We start from the raw sequence: 19,000 nt of genomic DNA, 5'->3' as shown, positions 1-19,000 counted from the left end.
ACGTCGGGTCAGCTGCCGGAGTCCCGCCCGCCGCCCGGGCCGTAGATGATGATCGCCGCGACCGGAATGGCCAGGAACCACAGCCACGACCACGCGAAGCTCACGTAGAACCCGAACAGGAAGAAGAGTCCGACCGCGAGGAACGGCACGAGCGCCATGATGGTGTCGCCGACCCGGCCGCCGAGCGCCTTCGAGCGGCGGGGTTCACGATAGGCGGCGGCACCGTCGTAGCCCGTGATCGGCGGCGCCACCGCCGCGGGCGGAGGCCCTGGCACGGGAGCAGTCGGCTGCGGCAGCTGCTGCTCGGGCGGGGCCGAGTCGGGGAGATCGGCGAAGAGGGGCACGAGGTCGCCCCTCGTGACCGCGCGGCGCACGGCGCTCGCCCGCTCCTGGTACTCGGGCTCGGTGAGGCGCCCCTCGGTTCGGGCGGCGACGAGGGCGCCCACGGCCTCGTCGCGCTCGGCGTCGCTCAGCCGCAGCTGAGGCAGGTCTGGGTTCGCATATCCGCTCATGACCCCAGCGTGCCGCCTGTCGACCCGAGTCCATGGGACTTTCGTCGTGGCATCCGTCGATCCGACCGTGCAGACTGTGCCGCAGGCAGAACCGCCGCGACGAACGGAGTACGAGGACATGAAGGCACTGCAGTACCGCGAGATCGGCGCCGAGCCCGAGGTGGTCGAGGTCGAAACACCCGAACCGGGTCCGGGGCAGGTGCGGCTCAAGGTCACCGCGGCCGGCGCCTGCCATTCCGACAGCTTCATCATGAGCCTGCCCGCCGACCAGTACGTGTGGGGACTCCCGCTCACGCTCGGTCACGAGGGCGTCGGCGTCGTCGACAAGCTCGGTGAGGGCGTCACCGGGCTCGAGCTCGGCGAATCGGTGGCCGTCTACGGCCCGCAGGGCTGCGGGCGCTGCTACCAGTGCGCGCAGGGCAAGGAGAACTACTGCCCGCGTGCGGCCGAACTCGGCATCGCGCCTCCCGGGCTCGGAGCGCCGGGCTCGATGGCCGAGTACATGCTCGTGCCCAATGCTCGGCACCTGCTCCCCATCGGCGATCTGGATCCGGTCGCGAACGTGGCGTTGACGGATGCCGGTCTCACGCCGTACCACGCGATCAAGATGTCGCTGCGGAAGCTCGTGCCCGGCTCGACGGCCGTGGTCATCGGCGCGGGCGGACTCGGACACGTCGGCATCCAGATGCTGCGCGCGCTGACGCCCGCGAACGTCATCGCGCTCGACGTGAGCGTCGACAAGCTGAAGCTCGCGACCGAGGTCGGAGCGCATCACGTGTTCCCGTCCGACGGCGAGGCCGCCGAGCGGGTGCGAGAACTCACCGACGGCAGGGGCGCGACGGCGGTGTTCGACTTCGTCGCGATCCAGCCGACGCTCGACTCGGGACACGCGATGGTCGCCGCCGAGGGCGACCAGGTGTTGGTCGGCGTCGGCGCGGGAACACTGCCGAGCGGCCTGCTCGCAAGCCCGTACGACTCGGCGGTGCGATCGCCGTACTGGGGCTCGCGTTCGGAGTTGTTCGAGGTGTTCGAGCTGGCCCGTTCCGGTCTCGTTCACGTGGAGACGGAGGTGTTCTCGCTCGACGAGGCGCCCGAGGCGTACCGCCGCCTGCACGAGGGCACGCTCCGCGGTCGAGCGGTCGTGGTGCCGTAGGTCGGCGATCGAGCGGATGCCGCGGCGCCGATCGGCATGGGTCAGGAGGCCTCGCCGATCGGCCCCGCGGCATCCGCGTAGAACCGCTCGAGCCGGAGCCGCGCGATCTCGCGGAGCTGCTCGCCCACGACCGCGAGTTCACGCTCGTCGTCGAGCTCGATGCGTCGGGTGAGCTCGGCGAGGATCTCCGACCGCGATCGACCCGCTGCCCGGATCAGGAAGATCCGGCCGAATCGCTCCTCGTAGGCGCGGTTGCCGGCGGCGATCGCTGCGGCGAGCTCGGCGTCGTCCGCGTCGGCGGCGGACTGCTCGGCACGCGAGAACCCGGCCGCCGCGCCGTCGCCGGCGGCCCGATCGCCGATGCGCGGGTGTGCGGCGAGCGCCTCATCGATCTCGTCAGCGCTGAGCGGGGTCGCGGCGTCGGCGGCCGCGGCGAGAAGCTCCTCGAGGGAATCGTAGGGCGCGGCATCCGCCACCTCGTCGACCCAGCGCTCGACGTGCAGACAGGCGCGGAGTTCGTCGCGGAACCGCTCGCCCGTCTGGATGCGCCCGCTCACCCGTCAGACACCGACGCCGGTGGCGTTGGCGCCCGGCTCGTCCTCGGCCCCGTCGTCGAGGCCGCGACTCGCATCGGGGACGCCGGGTATCTCGTCGCCTTCGGCGGGCGGCGGCTCGATGTTGTACGACGACATGTCGGCGGGTGGCTCGCGGTCGTCGCCGCCCTCCTGGGGATGCTCGTCGCGAGGCGTGTTGATGTCGCTCATCGTCGTGCGCTCCTTCCGGCGCGGGTGCGCCCGTGCGACCAGTCTCCGCCGACGTGCGCCCGGGTGGCCAGGGGCTTGCCGGTGCGGGCGGGTGCCGGTAGTCGGCGGGAGACTCCGGCCACGCGGCATCCGACCCGCGCGGGTCAGCTTGCGTGCCGGGCGTACTCCGCGATCGTCACGCCGGTGCGGTACGGCGTGCTCTCCACGAGGTCGAACGCGCGCGGTTCGTAGGCGTCGCCCGCGAACAACGGGATGCCCGCACCGAAGAGCACGGGGTTCACCTTGAGCACGAGCCGGTCGATCTCGTCGACGAGCGCTGCCGCGAGGCTGCCGCCGCCGCAGAGCCAGATATCGGCGCCGTCCTCGGCCTTGAGCTTGCTCACGACGTCGACCGGGTCGTCTCCCGTCACCGTGAGCGCCTCGGCCTCGGCATGCCGGGAGCGGGAGAAGACGATCTGTCGCAGGTGCGAGTACGGACTGGTCGCGCCGAGCGGCAGCCCCACGGCGTAGGTGTTCCAGCCCATGAGCACCGTGTCGAACACCGTACCGGGCTGCTCGACACCGAGTGCCGTCGCTGCAGCGGTAGGCACGGCGTCGGGGAAGCGAGTGAAGATCGCGTCCATGTGGTCGCCCTCGGCGAGGAGCGCGTCGTACTCGCCTCGAGGGCCAGCGATATAGCCGTCGAGACTGACGGCGACGTAATACACGAGGTTTCGCATGCAGATTCCAATCACAACCGATGTAGTGGTTGCGAAAGTACCACAGCCGTAGTGGTTACGTCTACACTCGACGGCATGGCCAGGAACGATGATCGTCGGCGCCGGATCGCGGATGCCGCGATCGACGTGCTCGCTCGCGACGGCGCCCGGGGCCTGACGCATCGTGCCGTCGACCAGGCAGCGGGTGTGCCGCAGGGCACCACCTCCAACTACTTCCGCAGCCGCGACGCCCTGATCGCCGGACTTGTCGACCGCATCGCGGAGCGCCTGGCACCCTCCGAATCCGACCTCGCCGCCCGGGCGAGCGAACCGCCCAGCCGCGCGTTGTTCGCGGAGTACCTCCGCGACATCGTCAGGCGCCTCACCGCCGAGCCCGAGGTCACGCTCGCCCTCTTCGAACTCCGCCTCGAGGCCACCCGCCGGCCCGAGATCGCCGCGGTGCTTTCGGCCTGGCAGCGTGCGGCCTTCGATGCGGATGTCGCATTCAACACGAATGCCCGCCTGCCCGGCGGACCTCGCGAGATCGCCCTGTTCCACTACGCGATCGACGGCCTCGTCTTCGACCGCCTCACGTCGCCGATCGATCCCGACACCCCGACCGACGACATCATCGACGCGCTCGTCGCGGGACTCCTGCCCGAGGGCTGACGCAGCGCCCGCCGGAACCCTTCGTCGATCTGTGGTCTGACCACATCTGGTACTGTGGTCTGACCACAGGCGGCTGGCGGATGGAGGACGGCATGGGCGACGAGGCATCCGCTCGCTCCATCGAACCGCGGGCCTGGCAGACCGTGCTCGAGCACGTCGAACGGCAGCTCGTCGACGGCACCCTCGCCCCCGGCGACCGCCTGCCCGGCGAACGCGCGCTGTCGGCCGCACTCGGCGTCGGCCGGTCGAGCGTGCGCGAGGCGCTGCGCGTGCTCGAGGTGCTCGGCCTCATCCGCACGCACGCGGGCTCGGGGCCGAATTCGGGCGCGATCATCATCGCGACGCCGGGCGGCGCCATGAGCGCCCTCATGCGCCTGCAAGTGGCGGCGCGCGGGTTCCCTGTCGCCGATATCGTGCGCACCCGGCTCGTGCTCGAGGCATCCGTCGTGGGCGACCTCGCTGCGACCGAGGCGTCCGGCGGCCCCACCCGCGCCGACCTCTCCGCCGCCGAGCGACTGCTCGACGCCATGGACTCCCCCGGCCTCGAGCCGCCCGAGTTCCTCGCGCTCGACGCGGCCTTCCACCTGGCGCTGGCCGAGGCATCCGGAAACCAGGTCATCACCGCCACCATGGCAGGCCTTCGCAGCGGCATCGAGGGCTATGCGCTCGCCGGCCTCGCTCGCCTCGACGACTGGCGCGCGACCTCCGCCCGCCTGCGTCGCGAGCACCGCGGCATCGTCGAGGCGATCAGGGCAGCGGACGCTGCAACCGCCTGCACCCGAATCCACGACCACATCTCGGGGTACTACGCCGAGATCTCCCCGAAAGAGAGCGACCCGACATGGTGAAGCGCCAGTTCCCGAACCCCCGCGAGCTCGGTCGGCTCATGCAGTTCAAGCAGCCGACGCTGAACCCCACCGACCGTCGGCTCGAGCAGGCGCTGACCATCGCCGACCTGCGCGCGATCGCGAAGCGGCGTACGCCCAAGGCGCCGTTCGAGTACACCGAGGGCGCGGCCGAGGGTGAACTCTCGCTCGCGCGCGCACGCCAGGCGTTCCAGGACGTCGAGTTCCATCCGTCGATCCTGCGCAACGTACCGGTCGTCGACACGACGCGCGAGGTGCTCGGCGCCCCGAGCGCCCTGCCATTCGGCATCGCGCCCACCGGGTTCACGCGCATGATGCAGACCGAGGGTGAGATCGCCGGCGCGGGGGCTGCCGGCGCCGCGGGCATCCCGTTCACGCTCTCGACGCTCGGCACGACGTCGATCGAGGACGTCAGGGCGGCGAATCCTACGGGCCGCAACTGGTTCCAGCTCTACGTGATGCGCAAGCGCGAACTGTCGTACGGGCTCGTCGAGCGCGCGGCATCCGCCGGTTTCGACTCGCTCTTCTTCACGGTCGACACGCCCGTCGCGGGCGCTCGCCTGCGCGACAAGCGCAACGGGTTCTCGATTCCCCCGCAGCTCACGGTCGGCACGGTCGTGAACGCCATCCCGCGCCCGGCCTGGTGGATCAACTTCCTCACCACTCCGCCCCTCGAGTTCGCCTCGCTCACCTCGACCGGCGGCACCGTCGCCGAGATGATCGACTGGGCGATGGACCCCACGATCTCGTTCGAGGACCTCGACATCATCCGCGAGATGTGGCCCGGCAACATCGTGGTCAAGGGCGTTCAGACCGTCGAGGATGCGAAGCTGCTCGCCGACCGCGGCGTCGACGGCATCGTGCTCTCGAATCACGGCGGCCGTCAGCTCGACCGCGCACCGATCCCGTTCCACCTGCTGCCGCACGTCGTGCGCGAAGTGGGCAGCGACCTCGAGGTGCATCTCGACACGGGCATCATGAACGGCGCCGACATCGTGGCGTCGATCGCGCTCGGCGCCCGATTCACGCTCATCGGGCGCGCCTACCTCTACGGGCTGATGGCCGGCGGGCGCCGCGGCGTCGATCGGGCCATCGCCATCCTGCGCTCCGAGATCGAGCGCACCATGAAGCTCCTCGAGGTCGCGACGCTCGACGAGCTCGGCCCGCAGCACGTGACGCAGCTCGCGCGCCTGCAGCCGGTCGCGAATCCGGTGGCGGATGCCGCGGCCGCCGTCACCTCGTCGAAGCCCACGACGGTGCGCACGCCGCGCCCGGCCTCGCGTCAGACAACGGGGACGACGAAGACGGCCGCGACGAAGGCCTCCACAACGAAGGCATCTCCCTCGAAGCCTGCCGCTCGCAGCTCCGTCACGAAATAGCGCGGCCGCCGCGCCGCGGAGACCAGCCCGCGTAGCGCGGCACCCGTTCGGCGTACCGCGTGTACTCGTCACCGAACCGGGCCGAGAGCTCGCGTTCCTCGGCGAGCGCGCCGCCGACGTGTTCGAGGATGACGGCCACCGGCAGTGTCGCCACCACCCAACGGGTCCCTCGCATCACACCGACGCCGAGGTGGATGAGCCACCAGCCGAAGTACATGGGGTGGCGGCTGAACGCGTACGGCCCGGTGGTGACGAGTGCGTCCGGTTGCTCGAGCTGGAATTCGCCGGTGCTCCGACGCCGGCGTTCGATCAGCGCCCACAGGTTCAGCGCGATCCCCGCGGCGATTGAGGCGCCACCCGCAGTTCGCTGCACGGCCCGCGAGCCCGGCAACGGGGCGCGGCGCGCACGATCGAACACGATGAGCAGTACCGAGCCGACAGCCGATCCCGCCGGCAACGGGAGGTTGTCATAGACCGCCTTGGCGCGTCTGATGATGCTCGTCCTCATGACGTCCTCTCCCGGGGGGCCCGACGCGGAACCCGCCGCCGCCACGCCGCCTGGTACCGCAGGAACCACACGAGCATCAGCGCCGACGCGACGAGGTAGAACGTGTGCAGGAACCAGATCGGGCCCATCGGCAGGCTGAAGACGTACACGGAGTGCACGGCGTTGCCGACGTTCGTGATCGCGATGTTGCCGAGGCTGTACGACGACAGGTCCTTCGTGCGCGCGGCCTTCACCAGCATGGGCAGGTAGCTCATGGCGAAGAGGCCGGTCGAGAGGATGCCGGCGAACACGGCGAGGTCCATGCCCCGACGGTAGGAGCGGCGGGCGGATGCCGCGTCAGGAACGGCACCCCTTCGCAGGTGCCGAATGGCGCCGCCTGATGCTCCATCCGCCTGCGAGCCCGCCCTGAGTGGCCTCAGGGCGGGCTCGGACCTCCGGCCCCTACGCGGCGCCGAACTTCACGCGACGCGCGCGGCGCTTCGCGACCTTGTGCTGGCTTCGCCGGTCGGTCGGGGTGAACAGGCTCGTGAGCAGGGTACGGATCCCGGTCACGACGCCCATCGACTTCGCCTGCTTCACCTGGACGCGTTGCCGCTTGATCGCCGTGGAGGGGCTGCCCCTGCGCGACGCGTCGCGCGAGGACGCGCGACCTGCGGCCGTGCCGTATCGCACGGCCATGCGCTCGAGCCGCGCCGACGCGACACGCGCCTCGCGGCGTGCCTTGCGCGGGCTGCTGCCGACCTCGTCCTTCGCCCGGCGGATGCGTGCGCGCTCCACGTCGGCGAGCGCGTCGACCTTCGGGCGCACCTCCTTCGGGAGCGAGGAGGCGAGGTGGTGCGTCTGCTTCGCCGACCGCTCCGCTTCCTTCACGGCACGCTTCGCCGCTCGGCGGGTCTCTCGTTCCTGCTGGGTCTGCTTCGTCATCGGGTCCTCCTCAGGGGATCGACGTATCGATCCACGCCTCGACATCCGGCGAGCGTACGCGCGCCGGCGGGCAGCCCCAACCCCTTGACAGCCGCTCACACCTCGATCGCGCCGCCTCGCTCCTGCAGGTATCGCCTGAGCGTGAGCTCGGGATCGGCGGCCTGCCGCTGCCGGTAGCCCGAGAAGTCGAGTTGTTCGCGCAGGCTGGCGCCGGCCCGCATCCGCTCGGCCTGGGCGGTCTCGACGCGCTGGATCTCCCGTGCCAGTTCGACGACGTCGTCGACGCGATCGGATGCCACGACGAGCACGCCGTCGTCGTCGGCGAACACGTGGTCGCCGTCGGTCACGGCGACGCCGTCGAGAAACGCCGAGTCCATGCGCCGACCGGCCGGAGGCACGCGGCGCGGCCCGTACGGGGACGCGCCGAGGCTGAACACCGGCAGCCCGATCTCGCGCAGCTGCGCGGTGTCGCGGTGCAGGCCCCACACCACCATGGCGGCAAGCCCGGCCCGCTCGGCCTCGAGCACCATGAGGTCGCCGACGCAGGCCTCGTCGAGCCGTCCGCCGTTGTCGACCACCATGATGTCGCCGGGCTCGGCGTCGTCGATGGTCTCGAGCAGCACGTCGACGCTGCCGAGGTGGGTGACGGGTCGCGCACGCCCCGAGACGGGCGTGCACGCCGACAGCGGCCGGAGCGACACGGGAGCAGGACGGGCCTCGATTCCGAGGCGGAGGGCGGCGTCGGCGACGGCGGCGGTCGGCGGTGCGGAGGTGGTCATGGCCACGAGTGTCTCACCGGGTCAGCAGCCTGCGACACGTCCAATCGCCACCTCGCGGCATCCGCTCACCCCTCGTCGATGAGCTCGAGGAGCTTCTCGGCCTCGTCGCGGATCTCGTCGTGGTCGTACTGCCCCGCGCGACTCTCGAGGGAGACGACGGCGCACCGGTGCACCTTCCGGAAGTCGCCGAACGGGAACGACGACGCCTGCTTCGTGTCGCGCGTCTCGTCGTCGTCGACGCCGAGGTGCCAGTGCCGGTATTCCGTCCAGCCGTGTTCCTCGATGAACGCGTTCTCCTCGTCGGCGCTCGGGGCGTGCTCGCTCCAGTCGTCGCGCTCGTCGCGCACCACCTTGCCCTCGCGCACGAGCGCGCGGGCCTGCCGCAGCGCGGGCTCGTTCAGTCGGATCGCCATGGCGTCGCCTTCCTCTCGATTGCGGTACTCCCTCGGTCTACGCGGGGGTCTCCCGACCGGCAAGGGGTTGCGTCCCGCCGCATCGGCCGGACGGATCCCCAAGCGGATGCCGCGAACGAATACCCGTGCCGGTACCCCCCGAACGGGGTAGGTGACCGGTGGTGCCGCGGCCCACCATGCTTGCGGCATGACGAACGTCGGCGAGACATCCGTTCCTCCCACGACCGGCCCGCTCTCCACGCACCTCGCCCACACGACGCTCGTCCTCGAGCACCTCGTCGCTCACGGCCCGTCGACGCGCAGCGAGCTCGCCACGGCGACCGGGCTCGGCCGCGGCGCCATCGCGGGACTCACCGCCCGGCTCATCGACGCGGGGGTGCTGCGGCCTGCGCAGCTCGATGCGGTGGGCGACGGGCGTGCGACGCCGCTCTCCCTCTCGGCGGCCGACCGCGTGCTCGTGACGAGCATGATCGGCGTCGACGAGGCCATCGCGACGCTGGCGGGGCTGTCGGGCGAGGAGCTCGGAAGGTTCACGGTTCCGCTCGCCCCGGTGGGCGACGAGCAGTCGGCGACGCCCGCGGTGGCGCTCGATGCCCTCGCTGCGGCCCTGTCGCGTGCCCTCGCCCGTGCGGAGCGGTCGGGGCATCCGGTCGCCGAGGTCACCGTGCTGGTCGACGGCATGGTCGCCGGGTCGCCGGCCGTGGTCATCACCGACGCCCGGTTCGGGGTCGAGCCGGTCGATGTGCTCGGCGAGTTGCGTGCCCGGCTGCCCGCCCTGGCCGAGATCGAGCCGAGGCTGCTCCTGCCGCTCGCGCTCGAGCCCGCAGCGGTGGCGGCGGCAGCGGCCGAGCTCGGCGAGCTGACCGGCGTCACCGACATCCTGTACCTCGCCGGTGACACGGCCGTCGCGGCTGCGGCGGTCTCGGGCGGCAGCCCGCTGCCGGGCGCGCACGGCCTGGCGATGTCGTTCGCGCATCTGCCCGTCGTCGAGGGCGGCGTGCGCTGCGAGTGCGGACAACGCGGATGCCTCGCCACCGTCGCGTCTCCCGAGCTCGTGCTCGAACGGGCCGACCTCATCGACTTCGCCGCAACCCATGGGCGCGCGGCGGCGCTCGAGGAGCTCGTGGCTCGCGTCGAGGCCGCGGAGGACCGTGCCCGCTGGTCGTGGCTCGACGCCGCCCGCTGGGTCGGACGCGCCCTGCAGCTCGTGGTGCCGACGATCGACCCGGCGATGGTGGTGGTCGGCGGGTACTGGGCACGGCTCCTCTCCGACGTCGACACCGCGTACCGGGCGAACCGTCCGACGCTCGGGGGCGAGGCGCTCGCGGCGATCCCCACCATCGCGGCCACGCGGGTCGGGGCGGATGCTGCGCTCGTCGGAGCCCGGCGCCAGGCGCGGGAGCGACTGCTCGCCGACCCGCTGCTCCTCGCGGGCTGACCGCAGGGAACGACGCTGCCGCTCACCGGCGTCGCGTGCGTACGATGTCGTCATGAGTCTCCCCGAGCTGTGGAACCTCGACGGACGCATCGCCATCGTCAGCGGGGCGGGAAGCCCTCTGGGCATCGGTTTCGCCGCGGCGAAGGCCCTCGGCGAGCTGGGCGCGGGCATCGTGCTCACAGCCACGAGTGAGCGCGTCCACGAGCGGGCCGAAGAGCTGCGTGACGCGGGCATCACGGCCACCGGGTTCGTGGCGCGACTCGACGCCGAGGACGCCGTGGACGATCTCGCCGCCGAACTCGCGGCCGCCGGCATCCGGCCCACCATCGTCGTGAACAACGCCGGCATGATCGCGACCGGCGACCCCGAGATGCTGCACGGCGACGGCACCATGTCGCTCGCCGACTGGAATGCCAGCCTCGCCATGAACCTCACCACCGCGTTCCTGCTCACGAGGGCGATGCTGCCCGGCATGCGAGAAGTCGGGTGGGGCCGCGTGATCTGCGTCTCGAGCCTCTCGGGGCCACTCATGGCCTCGAAGGGCGACGTGGGCTACGCCACGGCGAAGGCGGGCATGCTCGGCTACGTGCGTGCGCTCGCCGTGGACGAGGCGCTCTCGGGCATCACCGCCAACGCCGTGGCGCCGGGATGGATCGCGACCGCGAGCCAGCTGCCGAGCGAGGTCGAGGAGGGACTGCTCGTGCCTCTGGCTCGCAGCGGCCGCCCCGAGGAGGTCGCCTCCGCGATCGCGTGGCTGGCGAGCCCCGGCGCGGCCTACGTCACCGGCCAGCTGATCCCGGTCGACGGCGGCAACGCCATCGCCGAGGAACGCCGCTGACGAACGGCCCATCCGGGGAATGATCGGCGACGCCCGCGACTTGCACCTCCCATGAGCGCGATCGAGGTCGGCACCCTCCCCGACGTGGTCGACGATGCCCAGCGCAGCATCGACCGCGTGCTCGAGCGCCTGCGCTGGCGCGTACTCGAGTTCGGCCACCGCCACCTCGCGGCGGGCGCGGTCGCGCAGGACGACGGCCGCGGCATCCGCTTCCACTACGTGGCCGACGGATCGCTGGAGCTCCGACGCGAGCGCGACGAGCCGCTCACCATGCAGGCCGGCGACTTCGTGATGCTGCCGCTCAGCGGCTCGGTGCAGCTTCGCGCGTCTCGCACGGTACGTCTCCTCAGCGGATCGCTCGCCCTCGAGGACGCCGGCGGGTTCGCGACCGCCGCGATGCCCGAGGTCCTGTTCGCATGCGGTTTCCGCGTGCAGGAACCCTTCTTCGCGTCGCTCCTCGAGACGATGCACGCCGAGGCTTCGAGTGAGCGCGCCGGCAGCGGATCGGTCATCGAGCGGCTCGCCGATGTCGTGGCGTCGACGGCCGTGCGCATCTGGCTCGAGCGCGGGTGCGGCAGTGCCCGCGAGTGGCTCGCGGCCGTGCGCGACCCCCACCTCGGCCGCGTCATCGAGGCCATCCGCGAGGATCCCGGCTCGCCGTGGACCGTCGAATCGCTGGCCCGCCTCGCCCGCGCGTCGCGCTCGCAGTTCGCCGAGCAGTTCAAGGACGCCGTCGGCGACACCCCGGCCCGCTACCTCACACGAGTGCGAATGGAGCGAGCCGAGCGGATGCTCCGCGCCGGCGCCTCGGTCGGCGAAGTCGCCTACCGGCTCGGCTACGAGAGCGAGGCCGGATTCAGCCGCGCGTTCCGTCGGCACGCCGGCGTTCCGCCCAGCAGCTGGCGCCGGGCCGTCGCACGGCCCGGCGCCGAACCCGCCCGCGTCAGCGAGCCCGTGCTGAGCTGAGGGCGACGCCGCCGAGGACCGCGGCGATCCCGCCCCCGATGAGCGCGGCCTGCACCCCGACCGAGTCGACGAGGAGACCGCCCACCGCGGCCCCGATCGTGATCGCGATCTGGAAGGCCGCGACGATGAGTCCGCCTGCGCTCTCGAGCCGTTCGGGGGCGACGTGTGCGACCCACGTCTGCACCATCGTCGGCACCGCGCCGAACCCCAAGCCCCAGACGAAGACGGTGACGAAGGCCATCACGAGGCCCGAACCGGCGAGCGCGAGCAGCGCGGTTCCGACACCGATCGCCACTGGCGCTGCGATGACGAGTACACGCAGCCGCCCGTCGGCCATCGGACCCGCCACGAGGTTGCCGATGAAGGCCGCTACGCCGTAGACCATGAGCAGGATGGCGAGCAGCGCGGGAGTGAGCCCGTCGATCGTCTCGAACGCGGGTCGCAGGTACGTGAAGCCCATGAAGTGCCCGCCCGCGATGAGCACGATCGCGAGCACTCCGAGCGCCACGACGGGCGTGAGCGCCGTCTGCAGCAGCGCTCGGAAACCCGGTGCGCCGCTCGGCGGCACCGACGGCAGCGTCGTGAGCTGCGCGGCCAGTGTGAGCACGCCCACGCCGGCGGCGAGGAGGAACACCGCACGCCATCCGAGCAGCTCACCGAGGTACGCGCCCGCCGGAACCGCCGCGATGGTCGCGAGCGAGACTCCGGTGTTCACGACCGTCATGGCGCGCCCGAGGCGATCGGCGGGCACCAACTGGGCGGTGACGGCCAGCGACATCGCCCAGAAGCCGGCGATCGAGATGCCGAGCAGCAGGCGAGCGGCGAGCATCAGCCCGAACGACGGGGCGATGGCGACCAACACGTTCGAGGCGATGGCGAGGGTCGTGAGTCCTGCCATCACCCAGCGCCGGTCGAGGCGCGGCAGGCTCGACACGACGAGCGGCCCGCCGACGATGCCGATGATGCTCGTCGCCGTGACGAGTTGGCCCGCGGTTCCCTCGGTGATGCCGAGGTCGGCGGCGATGGGCGAGAGCAGGCTCGCGGGCAGGAACTCGCTCGCCACGAGGGTGAAGATCCCCAATCCGAGCGAGACGACCGCGAGCCAGGCGGCCGGTCTGACGGTTGGCGTGGTCGACGGAGCCGGAGACTGCGTCGGAGTCGAAAGCGTGTCAGTGGACATGGTGCTCCTTCAGGTCCACACCAGCCTCGTGCCGGCGCGCCACGCGTACCCGACCGATCGTCGCCGAGACCCGACCGATCCTCCGGACTTCGGCTCGGCTCCTGGGCCTCAGGAATGCGAGCGCCGCGCCTCCGCGCCACGCGGCTCGGCAGCGACATCCGTCGCCCGGCGACCGCCGAACCGGCTGCGCAGCCCCCACGCCGTGACCCGGAGCATCGCCTCGATCACGATCGCAGGGCTCATCTTCGAGCGGCCGCGGGTGCGCTCCACGAACGTGACGGGAACCTCGATGATGGTGAGCCCCGCTTCGCGTGCGTGCCAGAGCATGTCGACCTGGAACCCGTACCCGCGCGTGTGCACGTCCTCGAGCCGGAGGCGACGCAGCGCCTCCGCCCGGAACGCGCGATACCCGGCCGTCGCGTCACGCGTCGGGAGGCGCAGTGCCGCCCGGGCGTATGCGCTCCCCCATCGCGAGAGCAGCTCGCGGTGGCGCGGCCAGTTCTCGATGGCGCCGCCGGGGATCCAGCGTGAGCCGATCACGACGTCGACGGGCCCTGCGGCGTCGCCCCCCTCGAGCCCGCCGAGCAGCCGTGGCAGCTGCTCGGGCAGGTGCGACCCGTCGGCGTCGAGCTGCACGATGGGATCGTAGCCGCGCTCGAGCGCCCAGTCGAACGCCTCGAGGTAGGCGGCGCCGAGGCCGTTCTTGGCGCTGCGATGGAGGACCAGCACCGCCTCGTCGGCGGCGGCAAGTTCATCGGCGAGCGCGCCGGTGCCGTCGGGCGACGCGTCGTCGACCACCAGGACAGATGCCTCGGGCACCACCGCCCGCACACGTCGCACGGTGTCGGCGAGGCTCTCGCGCTCGTTGTAGGTCGGGATGACCACGAGGGGCCGCGACATCCGTGTACTCCCCTCGGTGCGGTCTGCACCATCGTACGGGTCACCGTCCGACCGAACCACCGGCCTCCCGAAACGGCGATCGTGCTGCGATCCGTGAGGGATCGCAGCACGATGACCGAGGTCGCGCCGCCGGATCAGCCCGTCGTACTGCGAAGCCCGTAGACCGACTCGTGCCACGGGATGAAGAACCGCTTCGCCTCGTTGACGATGAGATACAGCACAAGTCCGATCACCGACAACAGGAGGATCAGCGCGAACGTTCGCGCCGCATCGAGCGAGTTCATGGCCGAGACCACGAGGTTGCCGAGACCGTCGTTGCCGCCGAGGTACTCACCCACGATGGCGCCGATCGTCGCGAGCACGATGCCCACCTCCATACCCGCGAACAGGTACGGCTGGAGGCTGCGCATCTCGAGCTGGAAGAAGGCCTGGCCCCGTGAGGCGTTGAAGCTCTGCATGACCTCGCGATGCCCCTGTTCGACGGAGCGGACTCCGAGGAGCACGTTGAGCATCACGGGGAAGAACGCCAGCAGGGCCGAGAGGACGATCTTCGAGGTCATCCCGAAGCCGAACCAGATCACGAAGAGCGGCACGAAGGCCACCTTCGGCGCGACCTGCGTGATCACGATGAGCGGACGCAGGCTGAGCTCCAGCCAGTGCACCTTGCCGAGGATGACCCCCACCACGAGGCCGCTGACCACGGCGATGCTGAAGCCGATCACCACCTCCGTGACCGTCACGCCGACGGCCTCCCAGGTCCTCGCCTCGCCGAGCAGCGTCACGAGCGACTCCCACACCATCGCGGGCGGCGGGAAGATGAACGTGTTCACGTTCATGGTGGTGACGATCACGTGCCAGGCGACGATGATCAGGACGACCAGCGTCGGCGTGACGATCCAGGGCAGGATCTTCAGCATTCGGGTCTGGTTCACGTCATTCCTCCTCGTCGAGGTCGTGCCGCAGGGCACGCACGATGTCATTGAATTCGGGGGTCGTCTGCAGGTCGACCGAGCGCGGCTTCGGGAAGTCCGCCGGCAGGATCTGGCGGATCCGGCCCGGCCGGGGTGTCATATGCACGACCCGGTCGGCGAGGAACACGGCCTCGGGGATGTCGTGGGTGACGAACACCACGGTCGACTTCGTCTCCATGACGATGCGCTGCAGCTCGAGGTTCATCCGCTCACGCGTCAGCGCGTCGAGCGCGCCGAAGGGCTCGTCCATGAGGAGCAGCTCGGGTTCGGTGCTGAGTGCGCGCGCGATGGCGGCGCGCTGGCGCATGCCGCCCGACAACTCGCGAGGGTAGGAGCGCTCGAAGCCCGTGAGGCCGACGAGCGCGGCCAGCTCCGTGGCGCGGGCGCGTCGTTCCTTCTTGCCGACGCCGCGCAGCTTCAGCGGCAGGGCGATGTTGTCGAGCACGGAGAACCAGGGGAACAGGTTGCTCTCCTGGAAGACGAAGCCGAGCTTGGTGATGGCGGAGGAGTCGACGTGGTTGTTGTCGCGCCACAGCGACTTGCCGTCGACCTCGATGCGGCCGGTCGTCGGCGGCAGGAGCCCGCCGATCATCCGCAGGAGCGTGGTCTTGCCGCAGCCCGAGCGGCCGATCAGGGCGACGAACTCGCCTCGCTCGATCGTCAGGTCGATTCCCGCGACCGCGTGCGTGACGCCGGCCTTGGTGTGGAAGTCGCGGCCGATGTCCTTGATCAGGAGCCGAGGGGTCTCGGTGCCCGCATCGGACGTCGGGATGGTCGGCGTCATAATGTCGTTACTCATCGGGGCGACACTGCCTCTCTGTTCGGGTTTTCCCCGGTTCTCATCGGGTTGTCCCGGTCCGCCCCGCCCGGGGCGGGGCGGACCTTGGGATGGTGCAATCAATCAGTCGGGATGTAGTCGCTCGTGATCCACTCCTCGGGGTTGCCGGTGCCCTTGAGCAGCCCGCCCTTGGTGTAGGTCTCGTACGCGGAGTTCCAGGCGTCGAGGTCGTTCTCGAGCATGCCGACGGTGCCCGACTCATCGACCCACGTCTTCGACGTGTAGATCTCGAGCGCGCCCGTCGCGACCTCGTCATCCTGCAGGGCCGGGAAGTCCCAGTCGCCGCTGTCGCGCAGCAACTCGAGGACGTTCGCGAAGTCGTTCTCCGCGTCATCGACGACCGCCTGGGTGGCCTCCTTGATCGCCTCGAGGAACTTCTCGATCTGCGCGACGCGCTCGGGGTTCTCGAGGTTCGACTTGGTCGTGATCCAGGTCTGCAGGTCGGGCACGTCGCCGAGGCCTGCTTCGCTGACCACCGCGTCGTCGTTCTGCTGGGCGATGGCGAGCGACGTGTCGAGGCTCACGACGTAGCCGCTGAGGGTGCCCTGCTTCACGATCTCGTAGGTCGCCGCCGTGACCGGCACAGCCTGACGCGTGACCGAGTCACGCGGCACGTTGGCGTCGTCGAGCGCGAAGTTCAGCATCTTCTCACTCGTGCCGCCGATGGACCCGAGGCCGATGACCTGGCCCTCCATGTCCTCTGCGGACTCGATCGGCTTCTCCTCGGTCGAGATGACGCGCAGGTTCGACTTGCGGGCCATGGTGCCGACCGCCACGATCGGCTGGCCGTCTTCCATGCCGGGGAAGACGTCGACGGTGCTGGCGCGGGTGATCGGCGTCGCCCCACCGAGCAGGGTCTGGATCGCCGCAGCGGTGCCCTGCACGGGCTGCAGCTGCACGTCGAGGCCGTGTTTCTCGAAGTACCCGCCGGAATACGCGTACATCTCAGGGGTGAAGGTGAAGGACTCGAGCGGGAGGAAGGTGACGACCACCATCTTCTCGAGCTTCTCTGGGGCTGCCTCGCCGTTGGTCTCTCCGGACGTCGTGCCCTGCCCCGCGCAGCCCGTGAGCGCGAGCGCTCCGGCTGCGACGAAGGTCGCGGCGATGCGTGCGAACCGTTTCTTCGACGATCTGGCGGTCGGATGCGCCACTGCTGTGATCATGTCTGACTCCTGTGTCAAATCCACCCGCCCGCATCGTTGTGGACGGCAGGTCGAGTCTGCCCAGTGCGTCATACCCTCTCCAATGGCTTTTTCATTGGGTGAAAAGCATCGCACTGCCCGGCATCCGCCGCAACGCAGGCCGACCGCCCGTCCCGCAGCAACCGCGCCGGCCTCGGAGGAGGCCGGCGCCGTTGCGATCGGGCCGACGGGTGTTCGGGTTACTTTCGAGTTTCGATCCGGCTGTACGAGAACGGCTGTTCTCGTGGCGGGTTGAGCGTGAAGACCTCGACCACGGCCGAGACGCCGGCGTTGTTGGCGCCCGCGACCATGATCTGGATCGACGTGGGGTGGCTGAGCAGGCGAACGGTGTCAGGGTCGTCGGATGCCGCGGCGGTGTCGGGCATCGAGTCGGGGTGGTCCGACGCCAGACGCCACCGGGTCTTGTGCGACAGGGCGTCCTTGCCGACGGCGACCAGCTCCGAACGGGGACGGGTCGCGTGCTCGAAGACGAAGTTGCGCAGGTCGTCCTTGCTCCAGCCCGCCGATGCGAACACCTCGGCGTGCTCGGGCACCAGCACCAGCAGTGCGCTCGTGTACTCGTGGATCAGCGAGCCCGTGCGACGGATCGAGTCGACGAAGTCGAGGGCCAGCTGCTCGGGGTCCATCGTGTGACGCGCCTCGATGTGCATCACCGAACGGATGACGTACGCCGTCACCACGCTGTCGGTCGCATCGAAGCCGTGGTCGGTGTGCAGCGGCGCCCACGGGCTCTGCTCCTCGTTCTCGGCGATGCACGCCGAGTACTTCGCGGGCGTGCCCTGCGTCGCCTGGTCGAGCTTGTGCGGGTGGAGGCCGAAGACGTTGATGAGGCCGAGACGGATGGCGCGACCGATGGTGGCGTTCGAACGGAAGCCCGAGCCGAAGATGTTGCCCTGGCTGTTGAGGCCGATCTCGTTTCGGATGGGGCCGTTGACCACGAGGAACGGCGCCGTGCCGGTCGTGCTCTGCCAGATGCCGCGTGCGGGGTGCGGCTCTTTCGCGATGGCCTCCCAGGCAGCCACGACCACGGGGAAGTACTCGGGGCGGCATCCGGCCATCGCGGCGTTGATGGCGGCGAGCCGCACCGTGAGGTGGCGGTTCAAGTGGGTGATGGTGAAGAGGACCTGCTCGGGGTCGCGGTCGACCGTCGTGAGGAACGTCGCCAGGTATCCCTCGGTGACCGGCACCACGGGAAGCCCGTCGGTCCACTCGTGCTCCCAGTAGTGCTCCAGCACCTCGCGGAGCCGGTCCACCTCCGCTTCGGTCTCCACTCCGGGCATCTTCGCCTCTTCCAATGTCGTCGTCGTCATCTCAGCCCTCCACTCCGAGGATCCGCAGCACCTCTGGCAGCGCGGTCAGCGCACGCTCGCGGATCTCCTCCGCGCTCAGGCTCGCGACCGGGTGCTGCACCGCGTAGAAGTCGAACCCGGGGAACCCCTGCACCGTGGCCATGGCCTGGCCCGACATCAGGAACGAGTCGGACGTGATGCTCACGGTCGGCACTCCGGCGCGTTCGAGCATGATGCCGTCGGCCACGGTGGCGGCACTGCACGAACCGCAGTCGCCCACGGCCGTGATCACCACGTCGCACTCGTCGACGATCTGGTCGAGGAGGGACTCCTTGACGGGCGTGCCGAAGTAGTCCTTCGTGTACAGGCGTGCCTCGCCGGCGCCGTAGTGGTCCTGCAGCTCCTTCGCGATCTCCTCGAGGAGCATCGTCGCGTTCGGCTTCGTGTTGTCGAGGAGCCCGATGGTCAGCCCCTTGAGGCTCACCGGTCGGGGTGAGAGCGTGCTGTCCGTCGCGTGCTCCTCCATCCCCGTCGGATCGAGCAGAAGTTCGTGTAGTGCCATCTCGACATGCCTCTCTTGCGGTCGTCAATCTGGCGATCAGGATGCCACGCGGCGATTTGCCGACCACAGTGCCACTTTCACTGGGTGAAAAAGCTCCTGCTGAACGGGCAGGAACGCGAGAGGCTTTCGGATGTCGCGATCGGCGAAGGCG

Annotated in this window: 23 protein-coding genes; 7 read left to right on the top strand and 16 right to left on the bottom strand. The window is 70.4% G+C overall.

Going from position 1 to position 19,000, the window contains the following annotated elements:
• Nucleotides 1-8 precede the first annotated feature (8 nt).
• Nucleotides 9-512: a DUF1707 domain-containing protein gene (locus AB0K73_RS04920; RefSeq protein ID WP_360510265.1), complete on the bottom strand. Its 504-nt coding sequence runs from the start codon at nucleotides 510-512 to the stop codon at nucleotides 9-11.
• Between the two features lie 118 nt (nucleotides 513-630).
• Between AB0K73_RS04920 and AB0K73_RS04915 the strand changes: the two genes are divergently transcribed.
• Nucleotides 631-1,665: an NAD(P)-dependent alcohol dehydrogenase gene (locus tag AB0K73_RS04915; protein ID WP_360510267.1), complete on the top strand. Its 1,035-nt coding sequence runs from the start codon at nucleotides 631-633 to the stop codon at nucleotides 1,663-1,665.
• A gap of 41 nt (nucleotides 1,666-1,706) precedes the next feature.
• On the opposite strand, the gene uraD is transcribed toward AB0K73_RS04915, so the two are convergent.
• The 3 genes from uraD to AB0K73_RS04900 form a co-directional block, all read right to left on the bottom strand.
• Nucleotides 1,707-2,222 carry a 2-oxo-4-hydroxy-4-carboxy-5-ureidoimidazoline decarboxylase gene (gene uraD / locus AB0K73_RS04910; protein WP_360510269.1) on the bottom strand — a complete coding sequence of 172 codons (516 nt, stop codon included), beginning with the start codon at nucleotides 2,220-2,222 and terminating at the stop codon, nucleotides 1,707-1,709.
• A gap of 3 nt (nucleotides 2,223-2,225) precedes the next feature.
• Nucleotides 2,226-2,429, bottom strand: a complete 204-nt coding sequence (locus AB0K73_RS04905; protein WP_360510271.1) for a hypothetical protein — start codon at nucleotides 2,427-2,429, stop codon at nucleotides 2,226-2,228.
• A gap of 143 nt (nucleotides 2,430-2,572) precedes the next feature.
• On the bottom strand, nucleotides 2,573-3,148 hold the full coding sequence (locus AB0K73_RS04900) for a dihydrofolate reductase family protein (protein WP_360510273.1): 576 nt from the start codon (nucleotides 3,146-3,148) through the stop codon (nucleotides 2,573-2,575).
• 75 nt (nucleotides 3,149-3,223) lie between these two features.
• On the opposite strand from AB0K73_RS04900, the gene AB0K73_RS04895 reads away from it, so the two are divergent.
• The 3 genes from AB0K73_RS04895 to AB0K73_RS04885 all read left to right on the top strand — a co-directional run bounded on the left by AB0K73_RS04895 (nucleotide 3,224) and on the right by AB0K73_RS04885 (nucleotide 6,041).
• Nucleotides 3,224-3,796: a TetR family transcriptional regulator gene (locus tag AB0K73_RS04895; RefSeq protein WP_360510275.1), complete on the top strand. Its 573-nt coding sequence runs from the start codon at nucleotides 3,224-3,226 to the stop codon at nucleotides 3,794-3,796.
• Between the two features lie 80 nt (nucleotides 3,797-3,876).
• Nucleotides 3,877-4,644, top strand: a complete 768-nt coding sequence (locus AB0K73_RS04890) for an FCD domain-containing protein (RefSeq protein ID WP_360510277.1) — start codon at nucleotides 3,877-3,879, stop codon at nucleotides 4,642-4,644.
• The gene (locus AB0K73_RS04885) at nucleotides 4,638-6,041 is read left to right on the top strand and encodes an alpha-hydroxy acid oxidase (RefSeq protein WP_360510279.1); all 1,404 of its coding nucleotides are present in this window, start codon (nucleotides 4,638-4,640) and stop codon (nucleotides 6,039-6,041) included. The genes AB0K73_RS04890 and AB0K73_RS04885 overlap by 7 nt, the downstream gene beginning before the upstream one ends.
• Here AB0K73_RS04885 and AB0K73_RS04880 read toward each other — a convergent pair.
• The 5 genes from AB0K73_RS04880 to AB0K73_RS04860 all read right to left on the bottom strand — a co-directional run bounded on the left by AB0K73_RS04880 (nucleotide 6,031) and on the right by AB0K73_RS04860 (nucleotide 8,665).
• Nucleotides 6,031-6,549: an isoprenylcysteine carboxylmethyltransferase family protein gene (locus AB0K73_RS04880; protein ID WP_360510281.1), complete on the bottom strand. Its 519-nt coding sequence runs from the start codon at nucleotides 6,547-6,549 to the stop codon at nucleotides 6,031-6,033. The genes AB0K73_RS04885 and AB0K73_RS04880 overlap by 11 nt on opposite strands.
• On the bottom strand, nucleotides 6,546-6,851 hold the full coding sequence (locus AB0K73_RS04875) for a hypothetical protein (RefSeq protein ID WP_360510283.1): 306 nt from the start codon (nucleotides 6,849-6,851) through the stop codon (nucleotides 6,546-6,548). Before AB0K73_RS04875 ends, AB0K73_RS04880 begins: the two co-directional genes overlap by 4 nt.
• A 139-nt stretch (nucleotides 6,852-6,990) precedes the next feature.
• A complete protein-coding gene (locus tag AB0K73_RS04870) occupies nucleotides 6,991-7,473 on the bottom strand; it encodes a hypothetical protein (RefSeq protein WP_360510285.1) in 483 nt (160 codons plus the stop codon).
• A 95-nt stretch (nucleotides 7,474-7,568) separates the two neighbouring features.
• The gene (locus AB0K73_RS04865; RefSeq protein WP_360510287.1) at nucleotides 7,569-8,252 is read right to left on the bottom strand and encodes an RraA family protein; all 684 of its coding nucleotides are present in this window, start codon (nucleotides 8,250-8,252) and stop codon (nucleotides 7,569-7,571) included.
• Between the two features lie 65 nt (nucleotides 8,253-8,317).
• On the bottom strand, nucleotides 8,318-8,665 hold the full coding sequence (locus AB0K73_RS04860) for a hypothetical protein (protein WP_360510289.1): 348 nt from the start codon (nucleotides 8,663-8,665) through the stop codon (nucleotides 8,318-8,320).
• A 187-nt stretch (nucleotides 8,666-8,852) separates the two neighbouring features.
• On the opposite strand from AB0K73_RS04860, the gene AB0K73_RS04855 reads away from it, so the two are divergent.
• From AB0K73_RS04855 to AB0K73_RS04845, 3 genes are read left to right on the top strand one after another with little or no spacing between them, the layout of a single operon-like run.
• Complete coding sequence (locus tag AB0K73_RS04855; protein WP_360510291.1) at nucleotides 8,853-10,103, top strand: ROK family transcriptional regulator; 1,251 nt, start codon at nucleotides 8,853-8,855, stop codon at nucleotides 10,101-10,103.
• 52 nt (nucleotides 10,104-10,155) lie between these two features.
• The gene (locus AB0K73_RS04850; RefSeq protein ID WP_360510293.1) at nucleotides 10,156-10,941 is read left to right on the top strand and encodes an SDR family NAD(P)-dependent oxidoreductase; all 786 of its coding nucleotides are present in this window, start codon (nucleotides 10,156-10,158) and stop codon (nucleotides 10,939-10,941) included.
• 51 nt (nucleotides 10,942-10,992) lie between these two features.
• A complete protein-coding gene (locus AB0K73_RS04845; protein WP_360510295.1) occupies nucleotides 10,993-11,907 on the top strand; it encodes an AraC family transcriptional regulator in 915 nt (304 codons plus the stop codon).
• Here the strand turns inward: AB0K73_RS04845 and AB0K73_RS04840 are convergent.
• From AB0K73_RS04840 to AB0K73_RS04810, 7 genes are all read right to left on the bottom strand, one after another.
• A complete protein-coding gene (locus tag AB0K73_RS04840; RefSeq protein WP_360510297.1) occupies nucleotides 11,885-13,087 on the bottom strand; it encodes an MFS transporter in 1,203 nt (400 codons plus the stop codon). The genes AB0K73_RS04845 and AB0K73_RS04840 overlap by 23 nt on opposite strands.
• A gap of 108 nt (nucleotides 13,088-13,195) precedes the next feature.
• Nucleotides 13,196-13,987: a polyprenol monophosphomannose synthase gene (locus tag AB0K73_RS04835; RefSeq protein WP_360510299.1), complete on the bottom strand. Its 792-nt coding sequence runs from the start codon at nucleotides 13,985-13,987 to the stop codon at nucleotides 13,196-13,198.
• A 134-nt stretch (nucleotides 13,988-14,121) separates the two neighbouring features.
• A complete protein-coding gene (locus AB0K73_RS04830; protein WP_360510301.1) occupies nucleotides 14,122-14,919 on the bottom strand; it encodes an ABC transporter permease in 798 nt (265 codons plus the stop codon).
• A gap of 1 nt (nucleotide 14,920) precedes the next feature.
• Nucleotides 14,921-15,757, bottom strand: a complete 837-nt coding sequence (locus AB0K73_RS04825; RefSeq protein ID WP_360510303.1) for an ABC transporter ATP-binding protein — start codon at nucleotides 15,755-15,757, stop codon at nucleotides 14,921-14,923.
• 98 nt (nucleotides 15,758-15,855) lie between these two features.
• Nucleotides 15,856-16,959, bottom strand: a complete 1,104-nt coding sequence (locus AB0K73_RS04820) for an ABC transporter substrate-binding protein (RefSeq protein WP_360510305.1) — start codon at nucleotides 16,957-16,959, stop codon at nucleotides 15,856-15,858.
• Nucleotides 16,960-17,177: 218 nt separating this feature from the next.
• A complete protein-coding gene (locus tag AB0K73_RS04815; RefSeq protein WP_360510307.1) occupies nucleotides 17,178-18,308 on the bottom strand; it encodes a hypothetical protein in 1,131 nt (376 codons plus the stop codon).
• A gap of 1 nt (nucleotide 18,309) precedes the next feature.
• Complete coding sequence (locus tag AB0K73_RS04810; RefSeq protein WP_360510309.1) at nucleotides 18,310-18,849, bottom strand: UGSC family (seleno)protein; 540 nt, start codon at nucleotides 18,847-18,849, stop codon at nucleotides 18,310-18,312.
• Between the last annotated feature and the right edge of the window lie 151 nt (nucleotides 18,850-19,000).

It is taken from the genome of Agromyces sp. NPDC052230 (assembly GCF_040679595.1).
GTDB lineage: Bacteria > Actinomycetota > Actinomycetes > Actinomycetales > Microbacteriaceae > Agromyces.
The sequence above is the reverse complement of the archived record's forward strand: the minus strand, read 5'-3'. Positions and strand labels throughout refer to the sequence as shown.